The organism is Actinoplanes couchii (assembly GCF_016862075.1).
Classification (GTDB): domain Bacteria; phylum Actinomycetota; class Actinomycetes; order Mycobacteriales; family Micromonosporaceae; genus Actinoplanes; species Actinoplanes couchii.
Window position 1 is genome coordinate 1 of the sequence record NZ_BOMG01000033.1, and the last position, 16,191, is coordinate 16,191.

20 protein-coding genes and 1 pseudogene are annotated in these 16,191 nt (G+C 70.0%); 4 read left to right on the forward strand and 17 right to left on the reverse strand.

The annotated features are described in order from the left end of the window. Positions 1–3 precede the first annotated feature (3 nt). Positions 4–465 (reverse strand): pyridoxamine 5'-phosphate oxidase family protein, encoded by a 462-nt coding sequence (locus Aco03nite_RS10460; RefSeq protein ID WP_203794717.1) that lies wholly within the window; start codon positions 463–465, stop codon positions 4–6. 84 nt (positions 466–549) lie between these two features. Between Aco03nite_RS10460 and Aco03nite_RS10465 the strand changes: the two genes are divergently transcribed. Together Aco03nite_RS10465 and Aco03nite_RS10470 are read left to right on the forward strand one after the other, a co-directional pair. Further along, entirely contained in the window at positions 550–1,806 is a 1,257-nt protein-coding gene (locus Aco03nite_RS10465) for a tyrosine recombinase XerC (RefSeq protein ID WP_203794719.1), read from the forward strand. Between the two features lie 18 nt (positions 1,807–1,824). Then, on the forward strand, positions 1,825–3,003 hold the full coding sequence (locus tag Aco03nite_RS10470) for an aminotransferase class V-fold PLP-dependent enzyme (RefSeq protein ID WP_203794721.1): 1,179 nt from the start codon (positions 1,825–1,827) through the stop codon (positions 3,001–3,003). Positions 3,004–3,108: 105 nt separating this feature from the next. Here the strand turns inward: Aco03nite_RS10470 and Aco03nite_RS10475 are convergent. From Aco03nite_RS10475 to proS, 13 genes and pseudogenes are all read right to left on the reverse strand, one after another. After that, a pseudogene (locus Aco03nite_RS10475) lies at positions 3,109–3,534 on the reverse strand (murein hydrolase activator EnvC family protein); the annotation flags it as partial. Between the two features lie 66 nt (positions 3,535–3,600). Beyond that, positions 3,601–3,924 carry a DUF2469 domain-containing protein gene (locus Aco03nite_RS10480; protein ID WP_203794723.1) on the reverse strand — a complete coding sequence of 108 codons (324 nt, stop codon included), beginning with the start codon at positions 3,922–3,924 and terminating at the stop codon, positions 3,601–3,603. Next, positions 3,921–4,760, reverse strand: coding sequence for a ribonuclease HII (locus Aco03nite_RS10485; RefSeq protein ID WP_203794725.1), 840 nt, complete (start codon positions 4,758–4,760; stop codon positions 3,921–3,923). Before Aco03nite_RS10485 ends, Aco03nite_RS10480 begins: the two co-directional genes overlap by 4 nt. A gap of 1 nt (position 4,761) precedes the next feature. Further along, positions 4,762–5,316 carry an NUDIX hydrolase gene (locus Aco03nite_RS10490; protein ID WP_203794727.1) on the reverse strand — a complete coding sequence of 185 codons (555 nt, stop codon included), beginning with the start codon at positions 5,314–5,316 and terminating at the stop codon, positions 4,762–4,764. A gap of 24 nt (positions 5,317–5,340) precedes the next feature. Continuing rightward, a complete protein-coding gene (gene lepB / locus Aco03nite_RS10495; protein WP_203794729.1) occupies positions 5,341–6,000 on the reverse strand; it encodes a signal peptidase I in 660 nt (219 codons plus the stop codon). After that, entirely contained in the window at positions 5,997–6,887 is an 891-nt protein-coding gene (lepB, locus tag Aco03nite_RS10500; protein ID WP_203794731.1) for a signal peptidase I, read from the reverse strand. The genes lepB (Aco03nite_RS10495) and lepB (Aco03nite_RS10500) overlap by 4 nt, the downstream gene beginning before the upstream one ends. A 166-nt stretch (positions 6,888–7,053) precedes the next feature. Next, positions 7,054–7,410 carry a 50S ribosomal protein L19 gene (rplS, locus tag Aco03nite_RS10505; RefSeq protein WP_203794733.1) on the reverse strand — a complete coding sequence of 119 codons (357 nt, stop codon included), beginning with the start codon at positions 7,408–7,410 and terminating at the stop codon, positions 7,054–7,056. Positions 7,411–7,534: 124 nt separating this feature from the next. Continuing rightward, entirely contained in the window at positions 7,535–8,299 is a 765-nt protein-coding gene (gene trmD / locus Aco03nite_RS10510) for a tRNA (guanosine(37)-N1)-methyltransferase TrmD (RefSeq protein ID WP_203794735.1), read from the reverse strand. Continuing rightward, positions 8,296–8,862, reverse strand: coding sequence for a ribosome maturation factor RimM (gene rimM, locus Aco03nite_RS10515; protein ID WP_203794864.1), 567 nt, complete (start codon positions 8,860–8,862; stop codon positions 8,296–8,298). Before rimM ends, trmD begins: the two co-directional genes overlap by 4 nt. Positions 8,863–8,868: 6 nt before the next feature. After that, positions 8,869–9,126, reverse strand: coding sequence for an RNA-binding protein (locus Aco03nite_RS10520; RefSeq protein WP_067698687.1), 258 nt, complete (start codon positions 9,124–9,126; stop codon positions 8,869–8,871). Further along, on the reverse strand, positions 9,104–9,547 hold the full coding sequence (gene rpsP, locus Aco03nite_RS10525; RefSeq protein ID WP_203794737.1) for a 30S ribosomal protein S16: 444 nt from the start codon (positions 9,545–9,547) through the stop codon (positions 9,104–9,106). The genes Aco03nite_RS10520 and rpsP overlap by 23 nt, the downstream gene beginning before the upstream one ends. Before the next feature lie 174 nt (positions 9,548–9,721). After that, entirely contained in the window at positions 9,722–10,375 is a 654-nt protein-coding gene (locus tag Aco03nite_RS10530) for a ribonuclease FAU-1 family protein (protein ID WP_203794739.1), read from the reverse strand. A gap of 3 nt (positions 10,376–10,378) precedes the next feature. Then, positions 10,379–11,785, reverse strand: coding sequence for a proline--tRNA ligase (gene proS, locus Aco03nite_RS10535; protein WP_203794741.1), 1,407 nt, complete (start codon positions 11,783–11,785; stop codon positions 10,379–10,381). Positions 11,786–11,868: 83 nt separating this feature from the next. On the opposite strand from proS, the gene Aco03nite_RS10540 reads away from it, so the two are divergent. Both Aco03nite_RS10540 and Aco03nite_RS10545 read left to right on the forward strand, forming a co-directional pair. Beyond that, a complete protein-coding gene (locus Aco03nite_RS10540; protein ID WP_203794743.1) occupies positions 11,869–12,396 on the forward strand; it encodes a SigE family RNA polymerase sigma factor in 528 nt (175 codons plus the stop codon). Further along, positions 12,386–13,792, forward strand: a complete 1,407-nt coding sequence (locus Aco03nite_RS10545; RefSeq protein WP_203794745.1) for a PQQ-binding-like beta-propeller repeat protein — start codon at positions 12,386–12,388, stop codon at positions 13,790–13,792. Before Aco03nite_RS10540 ends, Aco03nite_RS10545 begins: the two co-directional genes overlap by 11 nt. On the opposite strand, the gene Aco03nite_RS10550 is transcribed toward Aco03nite_RS10545, so the two are convergent. The 3 genes from Aco03nite_RS10550 to Aco03nite_RS10560 form a co-directional block, all read right to left on the reverse strand. Continuing rightward, positions 13,782–14,858: an amidohydrolase family protein gene (locus Aco03nite_RS10550; RefSeq protein ID WP_203794747.1), complete on the reverse strand. Its 1,077-nt coding sequence runs from the start codon at positions 14,856–14,858 to the stop codon at positions 13,782–13,784. The two genes, Aco03nite_RS10545 and Aco03nite_RS10550, sit on opposite strands and share 11 nt — an antisense overlap. Before the next feature lie 24 nt (positions 14,859–14,882). Continuing rightward, on the reverse strand, positions 14,883–15,491 hold the full coding sequence (locus Aco03nite_RS10555) for a Uma2 family endonuclease (protein WP_203794749.1): 609 nt from the start codon (positions 15,489–15,491) through the stop codon (positions 14,883–14,885). Positions 15,492–15,615: 124 nt separating this feature from the next. After that, positions 15,616–16,149, reverse strand: coding sequence for a PDDEXK family nuclease (locus tag Aco03nite_RS10560; RefSeq protein WP_203794750.1), 534 nt, complete (start codon positions 16,147–16,149; stop codon positions 15,616–15,618). Positions 16,150–16,191: the final 42 nt, after the last annotated feature.

Here is a 16,191-nt window from a genome sequence, read left to right on the forward strand (position 1 = left end):
GGGTCAGGCCCGGGTTCGGCGGCGGTGGCCTTTCCCCTGGTGCCAGGACTCGATCACCAAGTGGTCGGCGGGGGTGCCCACGTAGGTCAGGACCACCTCTTCGAGGTCGATTTTGAAGAAGCCCGCGCCGACGTGTGGGGTGTTCGGTGGGGGTGGGGTCTCGATCGCACGGCCGGACAGCTTGGCGTCGCCGGGGCCCGCGGACGGGTCGCCCGGTGGGGGCTCCAAGGTGGGGCTGTGCATCGCCAGGCGCGGGTCACGGCGGACGTCTTTCAGCTTCAGCGAATCGGGCATCATGCCGAAGGTGATCTCGCCGCCGATGAACTCGGCCTCGGACGCGCTGATCCGGGGTGAGCCGTCGCGGCGCAGTGTGGCGATGGTCTTGTTGGTCCCGGCTTCGAACAGGGCCCGCACTCGGGCCGCGAACTCCGGGGCTTCTCTCTCGATTTCCTCCCAGCGTGCCATGACCCGGAGGCTAGACCCGGGGTACGACAGAAACGCCGGATCGCAGACTTGACTCGGAAACCCGCGGGGTGGACGGTCGGAGCGATGCGGATCCGTGAATTGCACGAGCGGCTGCCCCGGGCCCTGCGTGAAACTGTGGACGAGTTCGGCCGGCACCTCGCGCTGGTGGAGGGGCGATCGGAGCACACGGTCCGGGCGTACGTCGGTGATGTGGTCTCTTTGCTGGATCATGCGGCGTACGAGGGCCGGGGCACTGTCGCCGACCTGGACATCGTGGTGCTCCGGGGCTGGCTGGCAGCCCGGATGGGTTCGGGGGCGGCCCGGACCTCACAGGCGCGACGGGCGGCGTCGATCCGCGCGTTCACCGGCTGGGCACACCGCACCGGCCGCGCCCCCGCCGATCCGGGCGCCCAACTGGCCAGCCCGCGCGCCCATCGCTCACTGCCGACCGTGCTACGCGCCGACCAGGCCGCAACCCTGATGTCCCCCCACACCTTGGCCGAGGGAAGAGACCCGGCGAGGCAACAGGCCAGCGCCTCGGAATCGGAAGCAGCCACCACCGGAACCGAAGCCGACACGGATCCCGGCGCAGATCCCGGCGCGGAGGCTGGTACCGAACCTAGGACCGCGACGGAGGCCAACGGCAAGGGTGACAAGGGCGGGAACGAGGGCCGTGGCGAGGAGGACGGCAGGAACGCCGGCAGCCGAGACGTCAGCGATCACGGCGGGAACGAGGGTCGCCGCGAGGGGGACGTCGGAGACGTCGATGGCCTAGGTGACGGCGGCCAGGGTAATGGTGACCGGGGTGACGGTGGCCAGGGTGGTGGGGCTGGGACGGCTGTGGGGATTCGGGATCGGGCTGTTCTTGAGTTGTTGTATGCGACTGGGATTCGGGTCAGTGAGCTCTGTGATCTGAACCGGGGTGATGTCGATCGTGGGCGGCAAGTGGTTCGGGTCTTCGGTAAGGGGGCCAAAGAGCGGTCCGTGCCGTTCGGGGATCCGGCTCGGCGGGCTCTGGACGAATATCTGCGGCTGGGGCGGCCCGAACTCGTGACGCGGGCCAGCCGGGACTCGCTCTTTCTCGGTGTGAAGGGTGGGCGTCTGCAGCCGACCGTCGTGCGGCGGATCGTGGGGGACGCGGCCCGGGCCGCGGGACTGCCGCACACCAGCCCGCACGACCTGCGGCACTCGGCGGCCACCCATCTGCTGGACGGCGGCGCCGATCTGCGGGCCGTGCAGGAGCTGCTCGGGCACAGTTCGCTGGCCAGCACCCAGATCTACACCCATGTGTCGACCGAACGGCTCCGGGCCGCGTTCAACCAAGCCCATCCACGGGCCTGACATCGTACGATCCACTGTATGAGCAAGCCCCGGCCCCTCCCCGGCGCCCGCCTGCTGTTCTCCCTGGACCCCACGGTGTCCTATCTCAATCACGGCTCGTTCGGCGCCCTCCCGATCAGTGTCCAGCGCGCCCAGCAGCGGCTCCGGGACGAGATGGAGGCCAATCCGCTGCGCTTCTACGGCACCGGGCTGATGGACCGGATCGTCCACACCCGACGGCATCTGGCGGGGTTCCTGGGCGCCGACCCGGACGGCAGCGCTCTCGTGCCGAACACCACCGCCGCGGTGTCACTGGTGCTGCAGTCGGTGACGCTGGGCAGCGCGGACGAGGTGCTGCTGACCGACCACTCCTACGGCTCGGTGACGATGGCGGTGCGCCGGCAGTGCCGCCGGAGCGGGGCCTCGGCCCGGACGGTGGCGGTGCCGCTGGGCGTGCCGGCCGGCGAGATGGTGAGCCGGGTGCGGGCCGCGCTGCGACCGGGACGGACCAGGCTGCTGGTGATCGACCAGTTGGCGTCGGCCACGGCGACCCTCTTTCCGGTACGCGAGATCGTCGCCGCCGCCCATGAGCACCGCATCCCGGTGCTGGTGGACGCCGCGCACGTGCCGGGGATGCTGCCGGTGGACGTGTCCGCGATCGGCGCCGATTTCTGGGTCGGCAACCTGCACAAGTGGGCCTGGGCGCCCCGGGGCACGGCGTTGCTGCACGTGGCGCCGGCCTGGCGGAAACGGATCGATCCGCTGGTCGTCTCCTGGGAGCAGGAGCAGGGTTTCCCGCTGTCGGTCGAGTTCCAGGGGACGATCGATTACACCCCCTGGCTGGCCGCGCCGGCGGGGGTCTACGCGTTGCGCACGCTCGGGCTGGAAGAGGTCCGGGCCCACAACGAGGCTCTGGCGGCGTACGCCCAACGGGTTGTCGGTGAGGCCCTGGGCCTGGGGCGCGGGGATCTGCCGCACCCGGGCGGACCCGGCGTGGCCATGCGGGTGGTGCCGCTGCCGGCCGGGCTGGCCACCACCCAGCCGGAGGCCAACGAACTGCGGCTGCACATCGCCGACAAGCTCGCCGCCGAGGTCCAGGTCAGCGCCTGGGGCGGCCGGGGCATGCTGCGGTTGAGCGGCCAGGTCTACAACCGGCCGGAGGAATTCGACACCCTGGCCGAACGCCTGCCCGCCCTGCTGGCGGCCTACCAACGGTGAGCCAGCCAAAGGTGAGCCAGCCAAAGGTGAGCCGACAGGAAGAGGCGACAAAGCGCCCGAGAAAGGGGACAAGGCGCCCGAGGGAAGCGCCGAAGCACCGGGAGAAAGCGGCAACAGCCGCACCCGCCCCAGCCCGAGCAGCAGGAGCGGATCGAGGTAGACGTCGCCGCGCCGCAACCCCCAGTGCAGGCACACCCCGGGACAGCCCGGATGGCCGGGCTCAAGAGCCCCGATCGGATCACCTGCAGCGACCGGATCCCCCGCGCTGACGTCGGCGGTGACCGGCTCGTAGGTGGTCCGCAGCCCACCGGCATGCGCGACACTCACCACGCCCCGCCCGGCGAGCCGCTGTGCGAAGACGACGGTGCCGGCCCCCGCGGACCGCACCACCGCCCCGGCCGGGGCGGCCAGATCGACACCCCGGTGCCCGGGCAGCCAGGGCTGATCGGGCGGATCGAAGGGCCGGGTGACCGCGGTGGGCCCCACCGGCCAGACGAAGATCAGCGGCAGGAGCATGGCGACGACAGACATGCCGGAAAGCCTGCCCGCCCCGCCGGAATCCCGCGGCTGGCCCTGTGGACAGCCGCGGACTGTGGATTACGAGCCGAAGCCGCCGTCCTCGGGTAGGGAGATGTCCGGCTTCTCCAGCTCCTCGACGTTCACGTCCTTGAACGTCATCACCCGCACGTTCTTCACGAAGCGGGCCGGGCGGTACATGTCCCACACCCAGGCGTCGTGCATCTCGACCTCGAAATACACCTCGCCGTCGGAGTTGCGCACGTGCAGGTCGACCTGGTTGGCCAGGTAGAACCGGCGCTCGGTCTCCACCACGTAGGAGAACTGGCGGACGATGTCGCGGTACTCCCGGTAGAGCTGCAGCTCCATCTCGGTCTCGTACTTCTCGAGATCCTCTGCGCTCATCGTGTCTCGCCCTCCATGGCCTTATCTTCCCCCACTGACGGCGACGGCTGAGGCTGCTCGCTCGACGCCACGCCGACGGTACCCTCAGCGGTCCCCGGAATCAGCAGCGGCTCGGTAACGGATACATCGTCGAACAAAGAAGGAGCGGCCGGCGACGCGGGACGCCGGGCCCGGGGCGGCCGGTTGCCGCGCCCGGAGGCGGCGGCCACGTTGACGTACGAGAACCGGTGCTCGGCGCACGGCCCGTGCCGGTTCAACGCGGTGCTGTGCTCCTCGGTGATGTAGCCCTTGTGCACCGCGAAACCGTAGTCCGGAAACTTCTCGTCCAATTCGATCATCAACCGGTCCCGGGTGACCTTCGCCAGCACGCTGGCCGCGGCGACGCAGGCGGAGACCCGGTCGCCTTTCCAGACCGCGAGACCGGGGGCGCCCAGGCCGTCGACCGGGAACCCGTCGGTCAGCACATAATCCGGGCGGACCTCCAGCGACGCCAGCGCCCGGCGCATCGCGGCCAGGTTGCAGACGTGCAGACCGCGGGCGTCGACCTCGGCCGGTGGAATGATCATCACGGACCAGGCCAGCGCTTTCGCCACCACCTGCGCGTAGACGCGCTCCCGGGCGGCCGCGGTCAGCAACTTGGAGTCGGCCAGGCCGGGGATCTCGCCCCGTTTGCCCTCGGGCAGGATCGCCGCGGCGGCGACCAGCGGCCCGGCACAGGCGCCCCGGCCGGCCTCGTCGGCGCCCGCCACGTGCCGGAAACCGCGGCGCTGCAACGCCTGCTCCAGGGCGTAGAGCCCGGCTTCCCGCCGAACCACGGTGCGCGGTGGGGCCAACATGTCAGGCCCCTCCCGACGACGGAACCGAACGAGGCGACGGAAGCGAACGAGGCGACGGAACCGAAGGCGGCGACGGAATCGAAGGCGATGAAGAAAGGGAAGTCGGTGAAGGAAGGGAACGGAGCAGATCGGGCAGGTCGACCGGGAAGATCTCCGCGTCGCTCGACTCGATCTCGTCAGCCGACCACCACCGATGCTCGGTGATCGTCAACCGCTCGTCCTCGTCCATCCCGGCCGTGTCGACCCGCCAGTCGTCCACCCGGAGCAGATAGAAGTCCTGTTCCTGCCGGTAGGCCCGCCCGCCGTACGAGAACTCGGTCACCTCGCTGTGCACCGGCGCACCCAGCGCATCGGCCGGCACCCGGAGCCCGACCTCCTCGAACAGCTCGCGGCAGGCGGCGTCCAGGGTCGTCTCGCCCTCGTCGAGGCCGCCACCGGGGGTGAACCACCAGCGGTAGCCGGGGCGCGCCGGATCTCCGCCGTGCAGCAACAGGACTCGGCCGGCGGGGTTGACAAGGAGAACACGGCCGGCGCGGCGGTTCTTCACCTCGGTCACGGGGCCAAGCCTATTGCGCGAGCGTCACTTGCCCGCGGCGGGGACCGTCTCGAACTCCTCCGGCACCGAGAGCAGGGTCGCGCGGTCGAGCGGCCAGAAGATGGTGAAGGCGCGGCCGACGACCGAGTCGATCGGGATCGTCGCCTCCTGGATCTTGCCGGCCTCGTCGGTGGCGATGCTCTGCTCGTAGTGCTCGAGGGAGTCACCGGAGGCTTCCCGGTGATCACCCATCACCCAGAGCCGGCCCTCCGGCACGGTGATGTCGAAGTCCTGGTCGGCGACCTGGTTGCGGGTGCCGTCGGACTCCACGTAGACGTACGGCTCGTCGAGGGACTGGCCGTTGATGACGAGACGGCGCTGGGTGTCGCAGCAGACCACGTTGTCACCCGGCTGGCCGATGACGCGCTTGATGAAGTCCTCACCGTCGGCGCCGGACTGCCACGCGGTCGGCGCCTTGAAGACCAGGATCTCGCCGCGGCGGGGCTCCCGGAAGTTGTAGACCAGCTTGTTGACGAGGACCCGGTCCCACAGCTCGAGGGTGTGCTGCATCGAGGGCGACGGGATGTAGAACGTCTGCAGGACGAAGGCGCGGACGAGGACGGCGACGAGGATCGCCACCCCCAGCAGGATGGGGAGTTCGCGCCAGAACGATCCCTTGCGCTTTTCGGTCTGCTCGTCAATCACGCTCGGAGCCTACGTCGTCGGGTCGCGAACGACATACCGGAACGCGCGGATAAAACCACACCGAACAGAAGGGGGAACAGGTCCACCGCGACGATCGGCGCGGACTCGCGGGCCTTCACCGGATGCGCCGAGGCGGCCGCCGGGTACTGCTCGCCGAACTGCTGCCAGACGTCCGGGATGTCCAGACCGGTGAAGTGTTCGCTGGGCCAGACGACCACGAAGGCCCGGCCGATGATGTTGTCGATCGGGACGGGGCCCTGGCAGCGGGCATCCTGCGAGACCTCGCGGTGGTCACCCATCACGAACATCTGCCCCGGTGGCACGGTGACCTCGGTGAATCGACGGCTGGTGCACTGACCGGGGATCGGCGGCTGGCTCAGATCGGAGTTGAAGCCTTCGTCGATGTACTCCTCGTCGATGCCGACCCCGTTGACGGTGATCCGGCCCTTCTCGTCACAGCAGGCGACCTTGTCACCCGGAAGCCCGATCACCCGTTTGATGAAGTCCTTCTCGCCGGGCCGGCTGACCCCGACCAGGTCACCGATGGTCCGGCCGAGTTTGGCCAGGAACGCGTCGCTGACCGGCTCGGTCACCTCGGGCACCCAGTTCTCGGTGCCGCGGAACACCACGATCTCGCCGCGCAGCGGGTCGCGCATGTCGTAGACGACCTTGTTGACCAGCACCCGGTCCTTGATCTCCAGGGTGCTCTGCATCGACCCGGAAGGGATGTAGAAGGCCTGGACCAGGAAGGTCCGGATCAATACCGCCAGGCAGAACGCCACGACGAGCAGCAGAGGAAGTTCCTGCCAGAGAGGCATCTCCTTCCGTACAATGCCACGCCGCCGTCGTGCCGGCCGATAGCCTTCCATCGGATCCACGCTTCGCATCTCCCGCCGCCTAACGGCCGAACCGCCCCCGGATACAGCACTACCGCCCGGGTTTCCCGGCTAGGGGAACTTACGGGCGGTAGGACTGGAATGGTTCACCAACTCAAGCACCCGGGACGCGGGCAAGCATAGTTCGCCCGCACCCGTCCCGGTCGCATCGCGGAGATCAGACGGTCTGCTTCTCCCGCAGCTCCTTGATCTTCGCCTTCTTGCCGCGCAGCTCACGCAGGTAGTAGAGCTTGGCGCGACGGACGTCACCGCGGGTGATGACCTCGATCTTGTCGATCGCCGGGCTGTTGAACGGGTAGGTCCGCTCGACGCCGACGCCGAAGCTGATCTTGCGGATCTTGAAGGTCTCCCGCAGGCCGGAGCCCTGGCGGGCGATCACGACGCCCTGGAAGACCTGGACACGGGACCGGTTACCTTCGACGACCCGGGCGTGCACCTTGAGAGTGTCACCGGCCCGGAAGTCCGGAAGGTCGGTGCGCTGCGACTGGGCGTCAAGAGCGTCCAGGGAGTTCATCGCTGCATCCTCGTACTCTGGGGCGCGTCGGGAGTTCGGCGCGCGATGGGTGATTCTGACCCCGGACGACAAGCTCGGGGCCCTCGTCTCCGCCCTGCGGCGCAGGAGAGAGACGGCAACCTCACTACTCTGCCACACCCGGAGCCGGGAGGTGTAATCCAGCCTCGGCGATGGCCTTCCGGTCCCACTTGTCGAGCAGGTCCGGCGGGTACGCGTCGTACATGTCCGGCCGGCGGTCGGCGGTGCGCAGCAGGCTCTGCTCGCGGCGCCAGCGGGCGATCCGGCCGTGGTCACCGGAACGCAGCACGTCCGGCACCTCACGGCCGCGCCACGCCAGCGGCTTGGTGTAGACCGGGGCCTCCAGCAGGCCGGCCGCGTGCGACTCCTCGGTGAGCGAGTCGGCGTTGCCGAGCACGCCGGGCAGCAGCCGGGTGATCGCTTCCATGATCACGATGACCGCGACCTCGCCGCCGAACAGCACGTAGTCGCCGAGGGACACCTCACGCACCGGCATCCGGTCCCGGGCCTCGTCGATCACCCGCTGGTCGATGCCCTCGTACCGCCCGCAGGCGAAGACCAGGTGGTCCAGGCCGGCGAGCTGCTGGGCGTCGGCCTGGGTGAAGGGCTTCCCGACCGGCGACGGTACGACGAGAGTCGCCCCGTCCGACACCACGGCGTCCAGTGCCTGACCCCAGGGCTCGGGGCGCATCACCATGCCGGGGCCACCGCCGTACGGGGAATCGTCCACGGTCCGGTGCACGTCGGAGGTCCACGTCCGCAGATCGTGCACGGTCAGGTCGAGTGTCCCGGTGGTCCGCGCCTTGCCGATCAGCGAGAGATCGAGCGGCGCGAAGTAGTCCGGGAAGATCGAGACGATGTCGACCTTCACAGATCCAGGAGGCCTTCCGGGAGATCCACCACGATGCGGCCGCCCGGGACGTCCACGGTCGGGACCATCGCGGTGACGAACGGGATCAGGGCCGTCCCGCCGCCCTTCTTGGCGAGCACGATCAGGTCCGAGGCGGGCGCGTGATCGATGCGCTGCACGGTGCCGTGCTCCACGCCGTCCACGGACTCCACCCGCAACCCGACGAGCTGATGGTCGTGGAATTCCTCGGGGTCCTCCGGCGGCGCCACCCCGGCGCTGTCCACCTGGAGGAACACGCCCTTCAACGCCTCGGCGACGTTGCGGTCGTGGATGCCCTCGAAGACGGCGATGCCGCGGCCCTGATGCCAGCGGATCGACTCGAGGGTGAGCTGTTGAGGCACCTCGAAGCGAGCACCGGAGGCGGGCGCGGCCGCCGGGCCGGCGCTCACCCGGCGGTCCCGGGGGACCTCCGTGATGAACACCGAACCGGCGGTGAAGCGTTCCTCGGGCTCGTCGGTCCGCACGACCACCGAGACCTCGCCCCGGATGCCGTGCGGTTTACCGATCTGGCCGACGACTAGCAGCATCGATCAGTACGCGTCGACGATGTCGACCCGGATGCCACGACCGCCGATCGACCCGATCACCTGACGCAGGGCCTTGGCAGTCCGCCCGCCACGCCCGATGACCGTTCCCAGGTCGTCGGGGTGCACGCGGACCTCGAGCCGCTTGCCGCGGCGCGAGTCGACCAGACGAACCCGGACGTCGTCCGGGCTGTCGACGATGCCCTTGACGAGGTGCTCCAGCGCGGGCCGGAGCGCCCCGTCAGCTCGCGTCGGCGCCGGCACCGGCCGGGTCCTCAGCGGTCTCAGCCTTGGCCTCGTCGGCCTTCGCCTCGGTCTTGGCCTTGTCCTTCTTCGGCGTGGCAGCCGGCTTGGTCTCGGCCTCGGCCTCGACGGGCGCCTCGGGCTTGACCTTGGGCTCCGCGACCAGGAGGGGCGGCGGGGCCGGCAGGCCCTTGAACTGCTGCCAGTCACCGGTCTTCTCGAGGATGCGCTGCACGGCCTCGCTCGGCTGCGCGCCGACCGAGAGCCAGTACTGCACACGCTCGGACTTCACCTGGATGACCGAGGGGTGTTCCTTCGGCTGGTAGATGCCGACGTACTCGATGGCGCGACCGTCGCGCTTGGTGCGCGAGTCGGCGACGACGATGCGGTACTGCGGGTTGCGGATCTTGCCCATCCGCAGGAGCCGGATCTTAACGGCCACGGTGTATTCGCTCCTGGTAAGTACGTGGGTGAAGCCGACCGGAACCCACGTGGGGATTGCGGGGACCGAAGCCTCGTGGATTGGCGTCACGATCAGGGGTTAGAGGGCGCCTGTCGCATGCCGGATACCAACGAGCCATTCTGCCAGACGACCGGCGGTAACGACCAACCGACCCTAGGAACGGGCCACGACCGGCCGGTCCCAGCCCTCCGGCAGCTCCGTGGGGGTCTCCCAGGACGGGTCCGGGCGGAAATCACACCAGGTGCCGTCGAACGGGAACTCCCCCGCCTCGATCCGCTTGATCACCCGGCGGCCCTCGGCCCACACCGCCGCCTCGTCCGGCACCCAGTACAGCTCCGGGAAGGCCAGCCGCTCGGCGAATTCGTCCTCGTCCTTCCAGACCCAGGTCCGGTCGGCACGGGCGACGATGTCCAGATCCTGGTCGATCACGTCGATCCCGGCGGCGGCGCCGTCGTCCCAGCGGACCGAGGCCTCCTCCAGGTTGACGTAGTACCCGGTGAACGAGCCCTCGTCGTCCCGGAAGAACCAGACCGAATGGTTCTCCCCCGGCGGGAAGAACCGCAGCACCCCCGGGCCGTTCCACTGCGCGAACCGGGGCTCGCGGTCGGCGGCCATCCAGCCGTCGAACGGGAAGTCCCGCGGACCACGGCCGTCCAGCGACCGCTCCACCGCGATCACCGAGCCGCGGGCCACCCAGATGAGCAGCCCGCGCTCGTCGTCCGAGATCACCCGGCCGGGGTGCACAAAGGCGATCCGGCCGTGATGCGTGTCGCGGTGCAGGACCAGACGACCCGGTTCAAAACCCATTTCTCAGTACGAACGACCGACGTACGCGATCAGGTCCGTCTCCTCGTCCGACTCCGGCATCGAACCGTCCGGCCGGGTGAGGCAGCGGACCGTCACGGCCTTGCCGTTGGCCTCCTTCTCACCGGCCTCGCCGACCGCGGACCACGGCACCCGGGCCCAGCCGGTCTGCGCGGCCTCGATCGCCTCGCCGAGCGTCTTCACGTCGACGGTGCGCTCCTCGCGGAACGCCAGCGCGTCGTCGTACAGCCGCTGCTGGTCGGCCTTGAGCGCGGCCACCACCGCGTTCGCCACCTCGGCCAGCGCGATCGGCGACTTGGAGCCGTCGATCCGGCGGGCCACCACGGCGTTGCCGTTGGCCAGGTCACGCGGGCCGACCTCGACCCGGATCGGGATGCCCTGCAGCTCGGCGTCGACGGCGCGACGGCCGAAGGGGATGTCGGCACGGTCGTCCAGCTTCACCCGTACACCAGCGGCTTTGAGGTCGTCGCGCAGCTGGGTCGCGGCCTCGGTGACGCCCTCGCCGGCCTTGACCACCATGATCTGGACCTGGATCGGCGCCAGGCGCGGCGGCAGCCGCAGGCCGTTGTCGTCGCCGTGCACCATGATCAGGCCGCCGACCATCCGGGTCGAGGTGCCCCACGACGTGGTCCAGGCGTGCTCGACGGTGCGCTCCGCCGACGAGTAGCTGATGTCGAAGGCCTTCGCGAAGTTCTGGCCCAGCTCGTGCGAGGTGCCCATCTGCAGCGCCTTGCCGTCGCCCATCATGGCCTCGACGGTCATCGTGTTGGTGGCGCCGGCGAACCGCTCGCCCCGGGTCTTGCGGCCGGGGACGACCGGGATGGCCAGCAGGTCGGTCATGAACTGCTCGTACACGTTCTTGTGCACGTCGCGCGCGTGCTCCCGGGCGTCGGCCTCGGTGGCGTGCGCGGTGTGCCCCTCCTGCCAGAGGAACTCGGTGGTTCGCAGGAAGGTCCGCGGGCGCAGCTCCCAGCGGACCACGTTGGCCCACTGGTTGAGGAGCAGAGGGAGATCCCGGTACGAGTCGACCCACTTGGCCATGAACTCGCCGATCACGGTCTCACTGGTGGGCCGGACCACCAGCGGCTCGGCGAGCTGCTTGCCACCGGCGTGGGTGACCACGGCGAGCTCCGGGGAGAAGCCCTCCACGTGGTCGGCCTCGCGGCGCAGGTAGCTCTCCGGGATGAACATCGGGAAGTAGGCGTTCTGCACGCCCAGCTCCTTGATGCGCAGGTCCATGTCGGCCTGCATGCGCTCCCAGATGGCCCAGCCGACCGGCCGGATCACCATCGTGCCGCGCACCGGGCCGTTGTCGGCGAGTTGCGCCTTGGCGATGAGGTCCTGGTACCAGCGGGGGAAGTCCTCCGCACGGGGAGTGAGCACGCGAGCCATGAGGAAGCATCGTAGTCGCGTCCGTTCCGCAACCGGGCGGGTGGGCATCCCGTGTTCCTCAACGGAGAAGGACGGGGTGGGAGATGGACTTCGATGACTTCTACCGGGACACGTCCCGGCGGCTGTTGAGATACGCGTACGGCCTGACCGGTGACGCCGCCGAGGCGCAGGACCTGGTGCAGGAGGCGTACGCCCGGGCATGGCAGCGCTGGAAGCGGCTGGCCGGGTACGACGACCCGGAGGCGTGGCTGCGCCTGGTGGTGAACCGGCTGTCCGCGGACCGCTGGCGCCGGATCGGCATCCGCCGGGCCCGGGCCGCCGCCGAACCCCCGATACCGCCGGTGGACCCGCCGTCGGAGGACGTGGTCCTGCTGGTCCGGGCCATGCGTGAACTGCCGGACCGGCACCGGCGCGCGCTCGCCCTGCACTACCTGCTGGACCGGTCGATCGCCGAGATCGCCGAGGAGACCGGCAGCTCCCAGAACACCGTCAAGTCCTGGCTGTCCCGGGGCCGGGCCGCGCTGGCCGCCGCCCTGGCCTCCGAGGAGCGCAGAGAGAACGCTTCCGAGGAGCGTAGAGAGAACACGGAAGGAGCCCACCGTGTCCGCTGACCTGGATGAACTGTTCACCGCGCTGGGCCGGCAGGCCGACACGATCCCGCTGGCCGGCGCCGAACCCGCCCGGGAACGCGGCCGGCGGCGCCGCAATCGCAACCGGGCGGTGCTGGCCGCCGCCGCGGTGCTGCTGATCCTCGCCGGCACCGGCCTGGTGGTGAACCGGGAGCAGCGGGCCGAGCCGATTCTGCCGGCCACCTCGCCGGCCCGGATCCGGGGTCTCGCGCCGGTCGGCGAGCCGTTCCGGATCGCCGACGGCCGGGCCTGGAGCGGGGCGCGGATCTCCGGGAACCGGGTGATCGGCTTCTCCGTCGACGCCGAGGGCCGGCACGTGACCGCCGCGCGGGACGTCACCACCGGGAAGACCCTCTGGACGCTCAGCGATCTCGCCGGGCCGGACCGGGGCTTCTACCGCGGGGTGGCGACCACCCCGGATTCGGTGATCCTCCTGCTGGAGAAGGAGGCGGAGGGCGAACGGGCCCTGGAGTTCCACGATCCCCGGACCGGTGCGCGGCGCTGGGAACTGCCGCACACCATCGATGACCAGCTGGTGCTGCACACGGAGGTGCTGGCCCGGCTGGTCGGCGCGACCGGCACGATCGAGGGATACGACCTGATCACCGGGAAGCGGCTGTGGTCGGCGCCGGCGACGGGCAACCGGCTGATGACCGGGATGCGGGCCGCCGGGGATCCGGACGAGGCCGGTGGGCTCTTCCATCCGTCGAGCGAGAAGGTCTACCCGGTCACCGACGACCGGCTGATCCTGGCGTCGGCCGGCGGCCGGATCGAGACCCGGGACATCCGCACCGGCAAGATCCTGGCGGTCAACCGGGGACGAGCGGGGATCCAGGACCTTTCGGCGTACGAGGGACGGGCCTACGTGACCGAGCCGGACGGCGTGGGAAGCCCGGCGGGCACCCTCTACCGTCCACCGGCGCCGTGGTCCGTGACCAGGAGTTTCGGCTGCGGGACCGACCGGCTCTGCGTCTACGAGGAGAACGGCGCCGCGGCCCGGCTCACCCTTCTGGCCCAGCCGGACGGGACGGTGCTCCGGACCACCGGGGCGGTGCCGCTGATCGGGTTCAACGCGACCCGGCTCGGCCACGTCTTCACCAGCGGCGGCGGCGACAAGGGCACCGCCCTCTACGACGAGTCCGGCGAGGCCCGTTACTCCGACAACGGCATCGGCGGTTTTGTCGACGACGGCAACGCGCTCACCCTGACCCGGGACGCCGGGGACGGCCGGTTCACCGCCCGCGGCGTCTCCAACATCGACTTCCGGTCGGTGAAGCTGGGCACCATGCCGGAGATCTCCGGCCGCTGCGACTGGAACACCGACCTCCTCACCTGCCCGGCCGGGGCGGAGGTGCTGATCTGGCGGTTCACCCGATGACGCGCCCCTTGAGGACGATGCGGCTCGGTGCGCGGACCACCCGCAGGTCCGCGCGTGGATCGGTCTCGTAGACCACCAGATCGGCCAGGCCGCCCTCGACCAGGCCCGGGAGACCCAGCCACTCCCGGGCCCGCCAGGAGCCCGCGGCCAGCACATCCGTCGCCGGGATCCCGGCCTCGTGCAGGTAGAGCATCTCCTCGGCGGCCAGGCCGTGCCGGATGCCGCCGCCGGCGTCGGTGCCCACGTAGATCGGCACCCCGGCCTCGTGGGCGGCCAGCACCACCGAGGGGAACCTGTCCCGCAGGGCGATCATGTGGTCGGCGTAGGCGTCGAACTTGCCCCGCGCGCTGTCCGCGATCTTCCCGAACGTCCTGATGTTGATCATCGTGGGGACCAGGGCGGTCCCCCGGCGGGCCATCTCGTCGACCAGATCCGTGGTCAGGCCGGTGCCGTGCTCCACCGAGTCGACGCCGGCCCGCACCATGATCTCCACACCCTCCTCGGAGAAGGTGTGCACCGCCGCCCGGGCCCCGGCCGCGTGCGCCGCCTCCACCGCCGCGGTCATCGTCGCCGCGTCCCAGCTGGGCGCCAGATCGCCGACACTCCGGTCGATCCAGTCGCCGACCAGTTTCACCCAGCCGGTGCCCGCTTTCGCCTGCTCGGTCACCGCCGCGGCGACCTCGGCGCCGGCCACCTCCACGCCGATGTCGCGCAGATAGCGCCTCGGCGCGGCCACGTGCCGCCCGGCCCGGACCAGGCGGGGCACATCCGGTTCGTCATCCAGCTCCGGGTACGGGAACGGGGAGCCGGCGTCCCGGATCGCCAGCACACCCGCGTCCCGATCCTGCACGGCCAGCTCCCGCGCCTGGCCGACGCTCTCGATCGGTTTCGCCCCGAACGCGATCCCCAGGTGACAGTGCGCGTCGACCAGCCCCGGCAGCACGAACCCGCCGTCACTGATCGTCTCGGCACCGCTCACCGGCTCGAAGGTGACCCGGTCCCCCACCAGCCACAGGTCCCGGACCTCACCGTCCGGCAGAACCGTCCCGCGCACATGAAACGCCATGCATCAGTACTACCGGATGTCCGGTCACCGATCACGCCTGGCCCGCTCGAGACGATCTCGCCGGTCGGTCCACGCCGACGGGTCGAGCGTGATCTTCCAGGGCTCCTCGATCGTCAGCGGCTCGTCGGTGTGCACGGTCTGCCGATACTGCCCGTCCGGGCCGAGCACGAACCCGGTCAGACTCACCCGCTCAGCGAGGGGGTCGATCACCCAGTACCGGGAGATCCGGGCGGTCGCGTAGACCTTCCGCTTGTCCTTCCGGTCGACCGACTTGGAGGACGGCGAGATGATCTCGAAGGCGAAGAGCACGTCGGTCACGAGCACGGGGCTGACCCCGGCGCCTTCGTCGAAGATGGCCACCACATCGGGTCGCCGCTCGTTGTGCGAATCGAGCATCACCGACTGATCGGTGCTGATGATGACGCCCGGTGGCTGGTTGACCTCGCACGCGGTCGCGACACGTTGGCCGATCCAGTTATGCAGGGGCATCGCAGAGGGGGACAAGACGAGCCTTCCGTCGATCAACTCATAGTGAAGATCCTCAGGAAGGTGGGCCACGTCGTCGACGGTCAGATCACGCCGCTTCAGCAGATCGGCAAGGTCAGGGGTGGCAAACGTCAATGCAGCGGTCATGGTTTCCTCCTCGAAGGGATCGCCGTTCATGATATTTGCTCCATACCTAGTTAGTACAAGTCAGGTAGTCCCGTATCACCTGGACGTGTGCCGGCAGTTTCAGCTTACCGACCACAGCTGACATTCAGGACCACCTGTCGAACTCGCGGACCGCCGGCCACCGGGTCGCCATCGCGGGCAGATCGAGCGTCACCGGGTACGGGACGTCGGTGGTGAAGACGCCCCGGGCGCTCGCCTCCAGGACGTAACCCTCCTCGTCGGGGGTGCCGAAGACGGTCAGGGCCAGCTCGTGCCAGCCCATCGGCTCGACCACCCAGTACCGGGGCACGCCGAGCGCGGCCAGCAGGCGGATCCGGGTGTGCAGGTCGATGAAGGTCCACTCCGGCTGGGCCACATCGGCCACCAGCACCGGGCCGGCCTCTCCCAGCACCGTGACGGTCGGCGGGGCGGGCAGCAGCGGCGCCCGCGGGACCACCCGCAGCGCCGGTGGGCAGTCCACTTTGAGGGCGCCCATCACGGCGACACCGGCCAGGCTCGCCAGCGGGGCCCGATCCCGCAGTTCGACGGTCCCGTCGGTCAACTCGTAGCGGAAACCGGCCGGCAGGATCGCCATGTCGTCAACGGTCCAGCGGCCCTGAGCGGGCAGAACAAAAGTCATGGAGCAGTAGTCGCGGGCCTACTGCCCCATGACGTCACACCT

Coding starts and splice junctions, on each gene's coding strand:
- Aco03nite_RS10460 (WP_203794717.1), bottom strand. CDS start 465: ATGGCACGCTGGGAGGAAATCGAGAGAGAAGCCCCGGAGTTCGCGGCC.
- Aco03nite_RS10465 (WP_203794719.1), top strand. CDS start 550: ATGCGGATCCGTGAATTGCACGAGCGGCTGCCCCGGGCCCTGCGTGAA.
- Aco03nite_RS10470 (WP_203794721.1), top strand. CDS start 1,825: ATGAGCAAGCCCCGGCCCCTCCCCGGCGCCCGCCTGCTGTTCTCCCTG.
- Aco03nite_RS10480 (WP_203794723.1), bottom strand. CDS start 3,924: ATGAGCGCAGAGGATCTCGAGAAGTACGAGACCGAGATGGAGCTGCAG.
- Aco03nite_RS10485 (WP_203794725.1), bottom strand. CDS start 4,760: ATGTTGGCCCCACCGCGCACCGTGGTTCGGCGGGAAGCCGGGCTCTAC.
- lepB (WP_203794731.1), bottom strand. CDS start 6,887: ATGCGAAGCGTGGATCCGATGGAAGGCTATCGGCCGGCACGACGGCGG.
- rplS (WP_203794733.1), bottom strand. CDS start 7,410: ATGAACTCCCTGGACGCTCTTGACGCCCAGTCGCAGCGCACCGACCTT.
- Aco03nite_RS10530 (WP_203794739.1), bottom strand. CDS start 10,375: ATGGGTTTTGAACCGGGTCGTCTGGTCCTGCACCGCGACACGCATCAC.
- proS (WP_203794741.1), bottom strand. CDS start 11,785: ATGGCTCGCGTGCTCACTCCCCGTGCGGAGGACTTCCCCCGCTGGTAC.
- Aco03nite_RS10540 (WP_203794743.1), top strand. CDS start 11,869: ATGGACTTCGATGACTTCTACCGGGACACGTCCCGGCGGCTGTTGAGA.
- Aco03nite_RS10550 (WP_203794747.1), bottom strand. CDS start 14,858: ATGGCGTTTCATGTGCGCGGGACGGTTCTGCCGGACGGTGAGGTCCGG.
- Aco03nite_RS10555 (WP_203794749.1), bottom strand. CDS start 15,491: ATGACCGCTGCATTGACGTTTGCCACCCCTGACCTTGCCGATCTGCTG.
- Aco03nite_RS10560 (WP_203794750.1), bottom strand. CDS start 16,149: ATGACTTTTGTTCTGCCCGCTCAGGGCCGCTGGACCGTTGACGACATG.